Genomic DNA, 15423 nt, shown 5'->3' with positions numbered 1-15423 from the left:
TCCTTCAGCTCAGAACTTGATACGCGCACCAGCGAAACCGAGCATGATGTCGGTCAGCGGTGCTGGAGCAACGGGATAGGTGGTGGCGTTCTGACGCTGAACACCTTCGGTATCGAACTTGAAGAGGCGGATACCGGCGTAAAGATCCATGGACGCCGCGTCGATGTCCTGGTTGATAGCGGCGCCAAACATCTGCAGGCTGCTGTCCGTCACCTCGGCCAACCCGGCCTCACGCAATCCTGTGATCGCATTTTCAACCTGGGCATATTCGCCGTAGACGGTCGTGTCTCCGATCGACCAGTACTGCCGGCGCAAACCGAGCGCCGAGTAATAGTAGTCGAGCGGTGGCCGGTTTGTGCCAGGAGCCGTTACGATACCCGAGGTGTTCTCGCCATAAATCGAGCCCGGAGTACCGGCCGCGTCGAACTCCTCGAGGCCGTGGAAGGTACGGCGCACATAGGCGGCCGTCGCAAACAGGCCCGTCGGAATGTGCAGGATGCTTGCCGAGCCTTTGTACTCCTTACGGTCGCGGAAATACTCAGGATGGCCAGCAACAACGCGGCCCTCGGTTGTATCGTGCAGATAGCCTGCGCCAAATCTGAACCGAAAATCGTTGTAGTTGATGCTGTGTTCAACAGCGACATCCCAGAAGTCGTCTTCGCCCCACGCCACTGACGCATCGATATTTCCGAACTGGCCGGAGACGCGCGGCGCATCGTAGCGAATGACGTTGCGGCGCAGAGTATCGACGCTGCCACCGGCCGCGAACTCGCCAAGTGTCGTGTCCACGCGTCGGTTCGCGTTCGTCACCAGCGCGCCGTCGCCCTGCTCGTACCAATCGGCGCGGCGCACGATAAGACCACCGCCAATCAGCGCAATGTTGGCCGCGCCCGGCATGATGCCGCCGGTGTCCTTGAGGATGATGTTATCGGTTGCACTGGATGTGTAGCCGACGGTCATGGTGCCGTACTTGTTGCTACGCAGCCACCACGCCGAGTGGCGCAAGTCGATCTTGCCTTCGCCGGTGCTTTCCAGCTGACTGAGATCGTTGCTCGCCTGATCGTCCATGCCAAGCGAGAGATAGTAACCCGCGCTCCAGCCGCGGGCGATTTTCGCGGCACCGCGGAATTCTACACGGCTGCGCGAGGAAACGTTGTCGGCGATATAGACGTTGCGCTCTGCGCCATCGTCCCACGCCAGCACCATGCGATTTATCCAGCCCGAGATCGACAGTGAAACGCGCTTGTTGCCTTTGACCGCTGCTGCGTCCTCAAGCTGTGCGATGCGCTCATCAACGTCTTCAGCGCTCATCGCAGAAGCGCTCAGAGAGCTGATCGCAAATGGCGCCAGGCTGTTGCTGAGTGGAGCCGATTGATCGAGATCGATCGTAAGCCCCAGCGAACCACCATAGAAGTAAACGTCGTCCTTTGCGCGCACATCCCGGTCGCCGTTAAAGTTGCCCAGGTGAGCATAGTGCGGCAGCGCCGTGCTGACATTGTTGAGCCAGAGGAACTGGCCCGACGCGGTGAGGTAGGTGCCTTCCGCGATCTTCAGTTCAACACGCGGGTTGATCTCAACGCTCTGCGCAAAAACGCTCTTGCTGTTCGAGTTTTCAAACGCACGGTTATGCAGCGCATTCTCAGACGTGAAGCCTCGGTTGCGATCCACGAAGTTGTTATAGAGGCCACCCTTGACGCTGCCGCCAATGCGCAGACTGTCGCCGATGTCGAACATGTGCTGCAGGCCGAGCTGCAAACCGACAAGCCGGTTATCGACACGAATGGTAGCGTGATCGCGTACGGTGCCGGTCCCGAGACCGGGCACGTTGGCCTCGGGCGGCGTGCCAAGATCCATCGCCGAGGTGCTGAGCGTCTCGCCGAAGTTGATCGCCCGAGCGCCGAGACTTAACGCGGGAATGCCGAAAAGGCTTGTCAGGTTTGCTTCAGCACCGAAGATCCTGGTCTCATGGTGCACGTTGAGACCATAGATACCGTCAGAGTTTGTCATGTTGCCAAGATCGCCAGCCGGATCTGCGTACAGCATATCCGTGTTGGTGCGATCAGCAGCGGGACCGGTAAAAAGGCTCATGCCAAGCTTGGTGTGATCGAGGCGGAACGGCGCTACTCCGAATGCGGAGAGTTCGATACCTTGATCGAAAACCGATGCCCGCAGCGACACGCGCGCGCCGGGCGTGTAATCCATGCCGTTCAGTTCTGACGAGAAGAACTTGACGTACGCATCAGCATTGGGCGGCGCATTCGGAGCGTCACCCACTTTCGTGAACGGCACGTTCGCCAATCCCTTGCGGCGGTACATCAACCCTTCGATCGACAGCCCGCCCGCGCCGGACTGTGTTGCCGACGCCGAGGGAGCGCTCCATCCGTCATCGTCAGCGCCGGTTACATCACCGCCCTGCGATTCTCCCACCTGATCGCTCGCGGCATAGGCAGCCAGACTGAAAGGCGAGGTGGAAACCAAAAGCGCGATGATCGCAGCGCTGAAATGCGGCGCAAACGCAGCGCGGCCGCGCCACGACGCAAGCTTGAAAACACAATTGCCCCCCAATGGACGCGGCATTTACTCAACTCCCACAACGCATACTGTTTTAAGACGCAGATTGAACGCCTGCGTCCTTACTTTCGTCCATTGTGCGCAGCGCTTGCGAAATTGGGATACGAATTACCGGAAGACTCGATCAGCTATTCGCAAGCGACAACATATATTATATATTTTTCATGGTGTTGCCTGATGCAGCAATCCCGCCATCATCCGCGCTATTTTATCGAGCTGTGATGTTTGAGCATCGATTTTTTGGCATTAACCACGACCACTATATATTTTTTGCCGTGCCTCATCCGCAGCGCTGAATACGAAGCATCAGACAAGCGAAATGCGCCGAAACAAAAGAACGGAAATTGTTTGATTGAAAGGAAGTTTCAAGCGGCCATCTGCATCACAGATGCGCGCAGCATCACTGAACTTTTACAGACGCAAATTCCGCCTATTCCAACCGAACCGCAGCGGCGTTCAATGGATCTGCTACGATAAAGTCCGCAATGACCTGACGCACCGCATCGACAAATGCCACGGCGCCGGTCCGCAGCGCTTCACCACGCGGATGCAGAAACGCAAACGTCATCCAGAAATCGGGCTCAAGCGGAATGAATTGCGCACTGCCAAGATGGAGCCCGCGCGCGCTCAACCGGTCAAAGAGCGCAATGCCCACACCATCGCAGGCCATCTGGCACGCAATGAGCGACGATTGCGTCTCCACAAAAGTTTTTGCCGACGCACCGCGATTGGCAAAGCGGCTGATCTGCTGGCCATAGCTCTCTTCCTGTCGCGGGATGATCAGATCCTCGTCAGCCAGATCAGATACCGAGATCGCATTGCGGGAAGCCAGCCGATGCGAGCGTGGCACCACGGCTTCGACACGCACACTGAACAAACGATGCGCTTCCAGATGTGGAGGCACGACCGGCGATGTAATCGGCGCAATCGCGAGGTCGAAGTGTCGACCACCGCTCAGTTCGTCAAGGCCAACATCAGAGATGACGTCAAGCCGGCAACGCAGTTTGCTTCCTTCTCGCTGCAGCATTGCCAGCGCCGGCGACACCACCGCCCTCGCTATGTGCGACCCCGCCAGAAGTTGCAGATGACGGCCGCCATGCTGAATTTCCTTGGCGATGCGCGGAATTTCGTCAACGCCAGCCAGAATGTCCTTAGTGGTGTCGTAGAAGAGCTTGCCTTCCTTGCTCATGGTGAGGCCGCGCCCGGTGCGATTGAAGAGCACAAGGCCAAGCTCGCTTTCCAACTGCGCGATCAGGCGGCTGACCGCAGGCTGACTGAGACAGAGATCGCCCGCAGCAGCCGACAGAGAACCGCGCTCGACAATGAGCTGAAATGCGCGCAGGGACTTAAAATTCATCGGGCGCGACCACCTCTCCGGCGGCATTTGTTGTTTTTCTGAATGGTCTAAATCCTGGCGTTTCAGCGGCTGCATGGCACGCGGCCTGATCAGGGGCTTGCAGGAACCCTCAGCCCGATCTTTCACCGCTACTACTCTGCTCTCAACGCCACTTGCCATAACGCCACCAAAACAAATGCGGACTTACTCCGTTTGACGACTATTAATCCCGTGCACCAACTGTAAACACCTCATCCGCTCCGATGAGCCCGCGAACAGACAATCACTGCGTAGCGCGCGTAACAGCACTGCGAATGGCTTCGATCCGATCCCAACCGATGCGCGCTGCAACGTCTGCGTAAACGGGCTCCAATGCCGCAATCCATGCGTCACGCTCGGCGGCTGTCTGCTGATGAAATTGCGTTTGACCGGCCGCCCTCATGATGGTGAGCGCGCGTTCGTTGTCGGCTTCGGCAACCGCGTTGGTATAGGCAGTGGCTTCATCCATCGCCCGTTCCAGCGCTCGCCGAACATCACTCGGCAACCCGTCCCAGAACGCCTTGTTGACGATAACCGCGTAGCCCAGATAGCCATGGTTGGAGATCGTCGCATGCGATTGCACGTCATGCAGACGCTGGACGAGCATATTCGACGGCGGATTTTCGGTGCCATCGATCATTTCCATCTGCAGCGCCTGGCGCACCTCGGGAAGTGGTATCACCTGAGGCACCACGCCCAGCGCCCGCATCTGCGCCTGCAGCACGCGCGATGGCTGAATGCGCATCCGCAGTCCGGCGAGATCCTCCGGCCCGCGCAAGGGGCGGCTGGCGCTCATCAGCTTGAAACCGTTATCCCAGAACGCAAGCCCCCGGATGCCTTTGCTTTCCAGCCCCTGAAGCAGCGCTTTGCCTATCGGACCCTGCGTAACCGCCCGCAGTGCAGCACGGTCGGAAAACAGATAGGGCAGATCGAAGAGTTCAAACTCCTTGGCGCCAAGCGGCCCGAATTTGGCCAGCGAGGGGGCGACCATCTCAACGGCGCCAAGCTGCAGCGCTTCCAGCTCCTCGAGGTCGCGATAGAGCTTCGAACTGGGGTAGACCTCAACCTCTACTTTGCCGTTGGTGTAGAGCGTGGCGAGCCGGCGGAATTCCTCCGCCCCTTTGCCTTTGGGGGTATCCGGTGCAACGACGTGGCTGAAGCGCAGCTTGATGGGCTCCGCACCGGGGGCGGAACTGAGGCCCATAAGCCCGAGCAGCATCACTGCAGCCAATGTCCCGAGGGTCTTCATCTTAACTCTATGTTCCCCCTCGCATCGCGCTCCGCCCGAATAATCTGGCAAAGATATGCTGGCAGACATGCACCCTGGGCGCCGGACCTGATCGTCCGTAACCGCCTGGGAAACACGTTTTGCGATGCGGCTTACTCCCACTAAGCTGCTTATGGGGGAAAACCGGGCAGGTCTCTATTGTGGAAATCCGCAACACGACGCTGGCTGCCGGATGTAGTTAAGTTCCGAAGCAAAATCGGGGGAAAGCGCAAGCCGGCCATGTCATTCGACGCACAGTCGCGCATGCTCTTGTCGGGCGCAGGCGAACGGTCCGGCTGGCCGCGCCCGTTCTCCGCACCCGCGCTGATGATCGGCCTGCTGCTGTCGTTGATTGGCATTTTCTGCGTGCTGGGGTTGTTGCTCTGGCTCATCGACACCGATGAGCGCGAAGCCCGGCGCGAGGAAATCATCCGCGACGCTCTGTGGGTCGAACACACCCTGCAGTTCCGATTTGGCGCCATCGAGACACGGTTGGCGCGCATGGCCTACGAGCTAGGCAGAGCCGACGTGCCACTCGAAATATTCAATGCGCAGGCCAGCGCGCTCGTACATACCGACCGCGAAATATGGGCGCTGAGCTGGCTGGACGATTCCGAGCAGGCCATCGCTACCGTGCCGGCCACGCGCGATGGCAATGCGCCCCTCGATCCGCTCGTGCGCTCCGCCATCGTCGCCGTTAAGCGCACCGGCCGGGGAACGTTCACAGCGCCCTATGCGCGCGAAACCACATCCGATCACGTTTCCTATGTTGCTCCGATCGTGCAGGACAGCAACGTCATCGGCACACTGCACGCGGAAATTTCCCTCAGCCGTATGCTCAGCCAGCACGTGCCCTGGTGGATTGCAGAAAAGCGCGCTGTGCTGATCAAGCGCGGTGACGAGCGCTTGGCGGCCAGCAGATCCAAGGTTGACCCCGACGATTCCGCGCTGAGCTATACGGTGGAAATCGGCTCGCCGCTAAACGACCTGTGGCTTACGCTGGCCAGCTACCGCAATCGTTCCAGCCTGACGCAGAACGGGCTTGTCATCGCAATGATCGTGCTGAGCTGTCTTGCGGCCGGCGCGCTGATCGCACGCGAACGCCAATTGCGCGGGCGTAAGCTTGCCGAGGCCGCACGCGATGAAGAGTATGCATTCCGGCGCAGCATGGAAGAGTCCCTGCGCATCGGTATTCGCGCGCGGGATCTCGATGGCCGCCTCCTGTATGTGAACGGCGCCTTCTGCCGTATGGTCGGCTACACTGAGGCGGAGCTCATCGGGCAAGGGCCGCCGATGCCCTATTGGGTGCCCGATGAAATTGAGCGCACACAGCGCATTCACGATGCCGTTCTCGCTGGTGCATCGTCCGGTCAGGGCATTGCAGTCAAGTTTCAGCGCCGCGATGGTTCGCGCCTCGACGTTCTCATCTATGAAGCGCCGCTGCTGGATGCTCAAGGGCAGCAGCAGGGCTGGATCGGTTCGGTGCTGGATGTCTCGGATCGCAAGCGCGCGGAGGAACTGGAGCGCGCGCACGCTGAAAAGCTGCAGCACACCTCCCGCCTCATCACCATGGGTGAGATGGCGTCGTTTCTGGCCCACGATCTCAACCAGCCACTGGCCGCAATCCGCAGCTACCAGACGGGGCTGAAAAACATGCTCGAGTCCGGCGCCATGAGCCTCACCGCCGCTACCCCCGTGCTCGATGCGATCGGCAAATCCGTCGAACGCGCAGGCTTGATGATCCGGCGGGTGCACAACTTCGTCAAAAAGAGCGAACCGCGCCTTGAGCCGCTCAATCTTGCTGAGGCCGTGAAAGAGACCGTTGCCCTGCTGGAACCGGAGCTGACGCGCGCGCGGTGCTCCGTAGATGTTGCTCTTGCGCCGGGCCTGCCACCGGTTCGCGCTGATCGCGTACTCATCGAGCAGGTTCTGGTCAATCTCATCCGCAACAGTCTTGATGCCTGCAAGGATCTGGAACCGCACCGGCGCCGCGTGTCGCTCAGCGCAGGCATGCATACCGGCACGATCACCGTCAGCGTCCGCGACTGGGGCAACGGGGTGCCCGACACCGTAGCTTCGCAGCTATTTTCGCCGTTCGTCTCCACCAAGGAAGGCGGCATGGGCATGGGCCTCACAATCTGCCGCTCCATTATCGAGTTGCATGGCGGGCATATCGAATACCGTCGCGAACCCGATGACGGTTCGCGTTTCACCATCATCCTCCCTACCGCTGATCGAGCCGCCAATGAATGAACCCCGGGTCTACGTCATTGATGACGACGCCACGCTACGCGATGCACTTACATTTCTGCTGACATCCCGGAACGTGCACACTTCCACCTTCGCCTCCGCCGAGGCGTTTCTGGAAGTGTTCACGCCGGAACTGCGCGGCTGCGTGCTGACTGATATTCGCATGGATGGCATGTCCGGCCTTGAGCTGTTCTCACGCCTCAACGAAGCCGGATCGCGATTACCGTGCATCGTCCTCACCGGTCACGGAGACGTGCCCATGGCCGTGGAAGCGCTGAAAAAGGGCGCCCGCGACTTCATCGAAAAGCCATTCGACGCCAACGAACTCGTCGACAAGCTCATTCTCGCGATGGCCGATGACCTTGAACGGGCTCGGCAGGACGCGGAACGGCGCACGCATACCGAACGCATGATTACGCTTTCCGAGCGCGAACAGCAGGTGATGCAGCTACTCGTGGAAGGCAAACCCAACAAGGTCATCGCCGACGATCTGGCCATCGCGGTCCGCACTGTAGAAGTCCATCGGGCCCGCATCTTCGAGAAGATGGGTGTGCGCTGTGCGGTTGATCTCGTGAAGCTGCTCGCCTCCATGGATGAAATCCCGAGGCTACCTAACCGGAAAAACAACTAGCCGCCGTGTCCGTGTTGCAGCTTTAACAGCAAACTTTAACCGCCGCCGCAGACCGCAAACAATGCACTGAGATCGCATTTCTGTGATTCTCTACAGGACTCGATCAGACGTCGAAAATGCAGTGATAAAGCGCTAAATTCATCAATCGTCTAAAGAACACACTGCGCAGAAACATCCCGAAAATAGTGACATTAGGGCACCAGCGCTGCAACGCATCCGTTGCACGCGACGATTGTGCGCGGATTTATCGTCGGTGGCGTTGACACCACTCCGCTGCATTCTTTTCAATCGTTGTTCAGTGATCATCATTCACCGCACCGTCTCCGCGCTGAATGTTCTGGAAGTTCTGAGCAATCTGACTGGAGGGCTGTATGCGCGCCATCAAATGTCCGCGCCCGGTGATCTGTTGTCTGCTTGGCATCCTGTTCTCAGCTTCAGCGATAAGCCGCTTACACGCCGATACCTTCACCGTCACCGATCAGTCTGAATTTGACGCCGCCATTGCCATCGCGACCGGCGCGGGGCGTTCAGACACTGTCGTTGTCGACGCGCAGGTGATCCATGCCGGACCGGCGCTCATGCTGCCCGCAGCAGCCACTTCGATCGCAATCGAATTCCACGGTAGTTCCAGCGGCAGCGGCGACAATCCCACGTTCAATGTCGGGTTTGGCAACACTGGAGCGCTCAGCATAGCCGACGGGACAACGCTCGATTTCTATACAGACAACGGCGTCGCGCGCTTCAATGTCGGCCGCAGCGACGGAGTAAATGCGGGCTCTGGCACCGTGACGATGACCGGCGGTTTGATCGAAGCGCGGCCTGCAATTGGCGGTAGCTATTTCGCCATCGATGTCGGGCGCGGCACGGACTCCGTGGGTGTCTTTAATCAAAGCGGCGGCGCATTCATTCTGGCCGGCGGTGCATTTCAGATCGGCGTCGTCGGTGCCACGGGCACCTACACGATGACCAACGACGCATTCGTCGATATGGCGCACGGCACCATTTATATCGGAAATGGCGTCGGCGGCGATGGCACCGTGCACATCAGCGACGATGCCAAATTCGTCATGAACGAGACACCGAGCGCATCCGGTCAGATCTACATCGGTGACAACGGCGGCCATGGAACTGTTGTGCAGGATGGTGCGGGTTCGGTCGTGATCCTGAATTCACCCAACGGCGTGAACCTGGGATACGGCACAACAGGCGGCGGTGTGGGCGAATATTATCTGTCGGCGGGACAGTTGCAGATCGGCGGCGGCACTGGAAGCAACGTCGGGCTAAATCTCGGCCGCTCCGCCGACACTACCGGGCGGTTCTTTCAGTCAGGTGGTGAATTCACGTTGGACCAGGGCCAAATTCGTTTCGGACCAGGAACCGCGCTGCTTGAGATGACTGGCGGCATAATGCGCATTGGCGTTGCCAATCCTTTCGCCGTCAACAACGCCGGTTCATACCAGTTCAATTGGGGCGGCGGCACCATTCAAGCTCTCACCGGCTTCAACGCTGCCGTTGATATCGAGCTGCTTGCGGGATCAGCTCCGGTTTTCGACACAAACGGTTTTGATGTCACGCTCAACGGCGTGCTGTCTGGAGACGGCGCGCTGAATAAAACCGGCGATGGACTTCTCCTTCTCAACGCAGCCAACACCTTTGCCGGCGGCACGCATATCGCTGATGGCATTCTGCGGCTGGGCCCTTCCGGCGCGCTCAATTCCGGCTCGGCCGTCAGCATAGACGCGGGTGCTCAGTTCGATCTGAACGGAGCCGTGCAAACCGTTGGCGTGCTATCCGGCGCCGGTGACATCATGCTTGGTACGGGCTTGCTGAAGACCGATACCGCCATGAATTCAGAATTCTCCGGCATGATATCTGGCAAAGGCGGATTCGAAAAAGCTGGCGCCGGCCGCTTCACAATGTCGGGGACAGGAACGTACACCGGCGACACCATCATCACAGACGGCGAATATGTTCTGGACGGCACTCTGGCCTCAGCCGTTGCCATATCGTCCGGCGCAAGACTATCTGGCAACGGCTCGGCAGCCGCCCTGATTATTGGCGGCGGCGCAACGATCGGACCGGGGCATTCCGCAGGAACCCTTCACGTGACAAATAACGCGTGGTTTTCTTCTGGATCAATCTATGAAGTCGACATAGATCCGTCCGGCATTTCCGACAACATCGACATCGGCGGATCCGTTACGATACAGGGCGGTGAGGCGCGCATCATTGCAGCGCCCGGCTCCTATTCTGCCTTGATGAGTTACACCATCCTGACCGCTGCGGCCGGTCGCACTGGCGAGTTCGACAGTGTTTCAAGTGATTTTCTGTTCCTGACGCCGCACCTCGAATACGACACCAACAATGTCTACGTGCGCTTCGCCCGCAGTGCGGTTGCGTTCGAGGATATCGCTGAGACGTACAATGAGCGATCGGTCGCACGCACGATCGACCAGTTGCCGCCCAGCGATCCGCTATCCCAGCTCATGTCCGGCCAGACCGCTTCCAGCGCCAGGGAAGCGCTCAACGAACTGTCCGGCGAGGTTTATGCCTCCACACAAAACGTGTTCTTCAATCAGGCGCAATTCACACGCGGCATCATCGGCAGCCGGATGGTGCAATCCTCATATGCGTCATTCAATTCCGCAGCAGGCAACGTGGCCTCGGCTGCACTTGCTGCGGGCGGACCAACGACGGTGGCGTTGCGAAGCGGATCATTCTCCGACCCCATGGGACATGGCCCCATGGCGCTTGGAATGGGCGATGCAGATTCAGCCCAGCACACAGCCGCGATGCCCATCCACAGCGACGACCCTGTCTTCTGGGCACAGGGCTTCGGATCCTGGGGACGCTTTGACGGCAATGGCAACGCCGCAACGCTCGACCGCAACATCGGCGGCTTCATGACAGGTATCGATGCAGGCTTTGAAGGCAATTGGCGCGCTGGCATCGCTGCTGGTTACAGCAGGTCAAACGTGAGCGTTGCAGCGCGCACGTCGTCGTCGGATGTGGACAGTTACACCCTCGCCGCCTATGCGGGTGGAGACGTCGGCTCATTTGCACTCCGCGCAGCGGGCGCATGGACCTGGAATGACATCGACGCCAGCCGCATCGTTGCTTTTCCGGGCTTTCTAGGCACAGAAACAGCCGGATACGATGGCGACACCGTGCAGCTGTTCGGAGAGATCGCACACCCGTTCGTATTCGCCACATCTGCAGTCGAACCGTTTGCCGGCCTCGCATGGGTGCACCTCAGCACCGACAGCTTCACCGAAAGCGGCAACACGATTGCATCGCTCCGCGCGAGGGGCCGCAACAGCGATGTCGGGTACTCGACACTGGGCATGCGCGCTGCGACCACATTCGCTGTCGACGGCGTATTGCTGACGCCGCGGGCATCGGCAGCATGGCAATATGCCTTCGGCGACACTAGGCCCGATGCAGCGCTGGCGTTTGCCAGCTCCGGTGCGGCCTTTGGCATTCTCGGTGTCCCACTTGCCAGATCAAGCGCACTACTGGAAGCGGGAGTGGATGTGCAGATCGACGAGGACGTTGTCTTGGGCCTGTCATATGTCGGCCAACTCGCGGGCGATCTACAGGACAACGGCGTGCAGGGCAAGGTGCTCTGGAAGTTCTAAGCCAGTCCCAGCAACAACGCTTTACGCAGCACGTCCGTGCACAGTGGATACGCGCGCATGACCCGCGGCCGCCGGTAGACACTATCGACGGATGGCGCCATCGGCCCACGGCGTCTTCCGGTTGAAGACCTCCATCAGCACAATCGCTACATTGAGGTTCGCTCTATCACTCCATCTCACTGCCCCTCGCTCAATATCGCCTTGCGATTGTTATTTCGCCGCACCTGCTCCGCCACCATGCATCGTTCCTATAACGACATGAGATATTCGTATTTAGAGACCGCGAACCGCGATGGTAACGCTTTCATAGTGTGAAGTTCCAATGGCGCAGCGCATCGCCTTGCTGCTGATCATTAGCGCGCCGCCCTTGTTTCCATCACACCGAAATTCAGACGGGGCTTTTGCATCATCGTCATTCTTATTTTCCCGCGCACATCGTTTGCGCAGGATGATGACGGCTGGCTGAAGCAAGAGCCCAGGGCGTGAGGGCATTCAGAAGATCCCATGAGCAAGACAATTCACTTCAACGCCTTCGAAATGAACTGCGTCGCCCACCAATCCCCCGGCATGTGGCGCCATCCGCGTGACCGCTCGTGGCAGTATAAGGATGTCGAGTACTGGACCGATCTTGCCAAAATTCTTGAGCGCGGGATTTTCGATGCCGTCTTCATTGCCGACGTCATTGGCTACTATGATGTCTATAAGGGCAACAACGACCACGCGTTTCTTGGCGGCGTGCAGATCCCTGTGAATGATCCACTGCAGTTGGCAAATCCGATTGCGTCCGTCACTGAACATCTTGGCATCGGCATTACAGCCTCAACCTCGTTCGAGCACCCCTACACATTCGCGCGTCGTCTATCGACTGCGGATCACCACACCAAGGGGCGCGTGGGCTGGAACATCGTTACGTCATACCTTGAGAGCGGCGCCAAGAACATCAGCCAGACCGGCCTGAAGCGGCACGACAACCGCTATGAGGTTGCCGAAGAGTACATCGAAGTTCTCTACAAGCTTTTCGAAGGCAGCTGGGAGGATGGCGCTGTTATCCGCGATCGGGAAACAGGCGTGTTCGCCGATCCCACCAAAATTCACGAGATCGGCCACAGCGGAAAATACTTCGACGTTCCCGGCTATCACCTCTGCGAGCCATCACCACAGCGCACGCCTGTGCTGTTCCAGGCTGGCGCATCGAGTGCCGGCAAGGACTTCGCCGCCAATCATGCCGAGTGCGTCTTCATTTCCACGCCGACGCAGGAAACCACCCGTGCCTACGTTGCCGACATTCGTCGCCGCGCAGCGATTGCAGGACGCGACCCCAAGAAGCTGCTTATCTACGCTCTCGTCACCATCGTTGTCGACGAAACGGATGCAAAAGCGCACGCCAAGCTGAAGGAATACCAGAGCTACGCATCATATGACGGCGGGCTGGTGCTGACATCCGGCTGGACCGGCATCGACTTCGGTCGCTACGCACCAACGGACAGCGTGCGCAAGGTTGAAACCAACGCCATCATTTCCGCTGTCGAACATCTCGCCGAGGGCGGAAAGACCTGGACCATTGAGGAGCTGGCGAAGTGGGCCAGCATCGGTGGCCTTGGTCCGCTGTTTGTCGGCTCGGCTGCTACCGTTGCCGACCAGTTGCAGCAGTGGATCGAAGCAACGGATCTTGACGGGTTCAATCTTGCTTACGCTGTAGCGCATGAAACGTTTGAAGATGTCGTCGAGCATCTCGTTCCCGAACTCCAGCGCCGCGGTGTTTATCCGCGCGGATACCGCAACGGCACGCTGCGAGAAAAGCTGTTTGGCGATGGCGATTACCTCTCGGCGAACCATCCGGCCGCCCGTTATCGCGACATAGAGCGCGTTAAGCGCGAGCAGAGCAGCCGCCTGCAAGCTTCCAACGGATAGCGCCATGACACATGCATTAGCTTATCGCGCCGACTCGGTTGCACGAGCACGCATTACTGCGCGATCGCTGGACCTTATTGAGAAGTGGGCAACTGAAAAGCCGCGCGCTTGGGCGCTGCTGCATAAGAAATCTGTCTGGCACGCCTATACGTGGCAAGCCGTCGCCAAGCGTGTCGCCGATTTGCGCGGTGCGCTGGCACGGCGGGGCGTCGCAGACGGTGCGCGCTTCGCTGTCAGCGGGCAACTCGATGCGCAACTGCTTCTGGTCGCACTTGCCGCGCATACCAACGGCGCTACCGTCATTCCGATTGACCGTTACTCCGATAAAGCCGCCCTTGAAGCGCTACTGCAAAGCATAAGCATCACGCACGCCTACGTTCCAGATCGCAAAACACTCGCGACATGGCTGTCCGTTCGCAACGGCCAACGCACGCCAGTTCCGCTGTTTTCGGCGCATACTGCGACAGGGCTTCATCCCACCTGGAACGTTCAGCAACTGCCACATGACCTGGCAACGCTAGCGGAACCAGCGAACCATCAGTCTCGCGCCCGGACCAAGTCCCGGCCGCTTCAGCCGCAAGCCGGAATATGGGTTGATGAGGGCACAGAATGGAATGACGGTCTGGCAGACGTTATCAGCGCCTGGCTCGAAACCGGGAACGTGCTAGCCGCGCCCGAGACGTCACTCTCCGCCACCCGCGACCGATTTGAACTGCAGCCTGCTCGCATCATCGCTTCCAACGCCCGCAAACGGCGCATTCAGGCTGAATTAAACGCCCGCCTATATCCGCCCGGCACATGGTTGCGCACGATCGCCGATGTCGGATTGCGCAGCTCCGCCAATCCGCTCACCGCGTGGATCGGCAAGCGCATCGCGCGTCTGAACGGTCTGCCTTCCGATGTAATCCAGACAAGACATGTTGGTCTGTCACCGTCGCCAAACGCTCTGCCGTCAATCGCGAGTGACCCGACATGACTGCCAATTCTGCGGGTGCTGGCGATCAGGATGCGATCCTTCGGGTGCGAAACATCTCGCTATCCTTTCAAGGCATCAAGGCGATCACCGACCTGTCGTTTAATGTCCGGCGTCGCGAGATATGCGCACTGATTGGCCCTAACGGTGCCGGAAAAAGCTCGCTGCTTAACGTCGTCAACGGAGTTTACACGCCTGACTCCGGTGAGATTCAGTACGGCAATGAGACATTCCGAAGGCTTAAACCGCTTGATGCTGCCCGTCGCGGCATCGGTCGCACATTCCAGAACAACGCGCTGTTCAAGAAAATGAGCGTGCGTGACAACATCATGACCGGGTTGTCGCGTCACTCCCGCACCAACTTCATCGAACACGCGCTACGTCTGCCGCGCGCCCGCAGGGAAGAAGCTGACTTCACGCGACGCAGCGAATCCGTACTGGAATTTCTCGATCTCAGAGCGCACCGGCACACGCCTGTCGGCAGCCTTGCCTACGGCGTGCAGAAGCGCGTCGAACTTGGCCGCGCGCTTGTTTCGGACCCAACTCTTCTTCTCCTTGATGAGCCGATGGCCGGCATGAATGCACAGGAGAAGGCTGAGATGGCAGCGTTCATCAAAGACATCAACCAGCACCTGGGCATCACCATCGTCCTCATCGAGCACGATGTCAGCGTCATCATGAATCTCTCCGACCACGTGGTGGTGCTCGACTACGGCCGCAAGGTCGGTGACGGCACGCCTGCTGAGGTTCGTGCAAATCCTGCAGTCATCGCCGCCTACCTCGGCGCAACCCATTAAATCGGATCGC

9 protein-coding genes are annotated in these 15423 nt (G+C 59.2%); 6 read left to right on the top strand and 3 right to left on the bottom strand.

Annotated features, from left to right (window positions below; genetic code table 11):
* Window positions 1-9 precede the first annotated feature (9 nt).
* The 3 genes from QEZ49_RS01765 to QEZ49_RS01755 all read right to left on the bottom strand — a co-directional run bounded on the left by QEZ49_RS01765 (window position 10) and on the right by QEZ49_RS01755 (window position 5195).
* Window positions 10-2577 (bottom strand): hypothetical protein, encoded by a 2568-nt coding sequence (locus QEZ49_RS01765; protein WP_280383628.1) that lies wholly within the window; start codon window positions 2575-2577, stop codon window positions 10-12.
* A gap of 424 nt (window positions 2578-3001) precedes the next feature.
* Window positions 3002-3928: a LysR family transcriptional regulator gene (locus QEZ49_RS01760; protein WP_280383627.1), complete on the bottom strand. Its 927-nt coding sequence runs from the start codon at window positions 3926-3928 to the stop codon at window positions 3002-3004.
* Window positions 3929-4190: 262 nt separating this feature from the next.
* Window positions 4191-5195, bottom strand: coding sequence for a DctP family TRAP transporter solute-binding subunit (locus tag QEZ49_RS01755; RefSeq protein WP_280383625.1), 1005 nt, complete (start codon window positions 5193-5195; stop codon window positions 4191-4193).
* Window positions 5196-5453: 258 nt separating this feature from the next.
* Here QEZ49_RS01755 and QEZ49_RS01750 point away from each other — a divergent pair, with 258 nt between their 5' ends.
* The 6 genes from QEZ49_RS01750 (at window position 5454) to QEZ49_RS01725 (ending at window position 15413) form a co-directional block, all read left to right on the top strand.
* Window positions 5454-7466: a PAS domain S-box protein gene (locus tag QEZ49_RS01750; RefSeq protein WP_280383624.1), complete on the top strand. Its 2013-nt coding sequence runs from the start codon at window positions 5454-5456 to the stop codon at window positions 7464-7466.
* Window positions 7459-8094 carry a response regulator gene (locus QEZ49_RS01745; RefSeq protein WP_280383622.1) on the top strand — a complete coding sequence of 212 codons (636 nt, stop codon included), beginning with the start codon at window positions 7459-7461 and terminating at the stop codon, window positions 8092-8094. Before QEZ49_RS01750 ends, QEZ49_RS01745 begins: the two co-directional genes overlap by 8 nt.
* Before the next feature lie 371 nt (window positions 8095-8465).
* On the top strand, window positions 8466-11732 hold the full coding sequence (locus tag QEZ49_RS01740; RefSeq protein ID WP_280383620.1) for an autotransporter domain-containing protein: 3267 nt from the start codon (window positions 8466-8468) through the stop codon (window positions 11730-11732).
* Between the two features lie 504 nt (window positions 11733-12236).
* The gene (locus QEZ49_RS01735; protein WP_280383618.1) at window positions 12237-13643 is read left to right on the top strand and encodes an LLM class flavin-dependent oxidoreductase; all 1407 of its coding nucleotides are present in this window, start codon (window positions 12237-12239) and stop codon (window positions 13641-13643) included.
* 4 nt (window positions 13644-13647) lie between these two features.
* Complete coding sequence (locus tag QEZ49_RS01730) at window positions 13648-14619, top strand: AMP-binding protein (RefSeq protein ID WP_280383616.1); 972 nt, start codon at window positions 13648-13650, stop codon at window positions 14617-14619.
* Window positions 14616-15413, top strand: a complete 798-nt coding sequence (locus QEZ49_RS01725; protein WP_280383614.1) for an ABC transporter ATP-binding protein — start codon at window positions 14616-14618, stop codon at window positions 15411-15413. Before QEZ49_RS01730 ends, QEZ49_RS01725 begins: the two co-directional genes overlap by 4 nt.
* Window positions 15414-15423: the final 10 nt, after the last annotated feature.

The organism is Hyphomicrobium sp. D-2 (assembly GCF_029872155.1).
Classification (GTDB): Bacteria; Pseudomonadota; Alphaproteobacteria; order Rhizobiales; family Hyphomicrobiaceae; genus Hyphomicrobium_A.
Note: the sequence above shows the minus strand (reverse complement) of the source record. Positions and strands in the feature narration are given on the sequence as shown.